The sequence below is a fragment of the Janthinobacterium rivuli genome, assembly GCF_009208735.1.
In the GTDB taxonomy this organism is placed as follows: domain Bacteria; phylum Pseudomonadota; class Gammaproteobacteria; order Burkholderiales; family Burkholderiaceae_D; genus Janthinobacterium.
Genome location: NZ_WFLJ01000059.1, coordinates 1 through 587, shown reverse-complemented (window position 1 = coordinate 587; position 587 = coordinate 1). Strand labels below are relative to the sequence as shown.

At 65.2% G+C, this 587-nt stretch carries 1 protein-coding gene; it reads right to left on the bottom strand.

All coding sequences use genetic code 11. The features are described 5' to 3' along the window. On the bottom strand, nt 1-587 hold a 587-nt coding region (locus GCN78_RS28890), incomplete at both ends, for an aldehyde dehydrogenase family protein (RefSeq protein WP_152254748.1).

The window sequence follows — 587 nt, the reverse complement described above, 5'->3', positions numbered from 1 at the left end:
CCGGCCGCCGTCGAGGCCGGCCAGCGCTGCGTCACGGCCTTCTGCCTGGTATAGAAACGCACCGATTCCGGACCATGCGCGTGGTGGTCGCCGAACAGGCTGCGCTTCCAGCCGCCGAAGCTGTGGAAGGCCATCGGCACGGGGATCGGCACGTTGACGCCGACCATGCCGACCTGCACGCGGTGCGTGTATTCGCGCGCCGTGTTGCCGTCGCGCGTGTAGATCGCCGTGCCGTTGCCGTATTCGTGCGCATTGACGAGGTCGAGCGCGCTGGCGAAATCGGGCACGCGCACGATGCAGAGGACTGGGCCGAAGATTTCCTCCTTGTAGATCGTCATCTCCGGCGTGACGTGGTCGAACAGGCTGCCGCCGAGGAAAAAGCCCTTTTCATGGCCGGGCAAGACGAAACCGCGCCCGTCGGCCACCAGCTTGGCGCCTTCCTTGACGCCCGTGGCGATGTAGCCGGCGATCTTGTCCTTGTGCACCTGCGTCACCACCGGTCCCATCTCGGCCGACAGATCCATGCCTTGCGTGATCTTTAAGGCCGCGATGCGCGGCACCAAGGCTTCGACCAATTGATCGGCCAC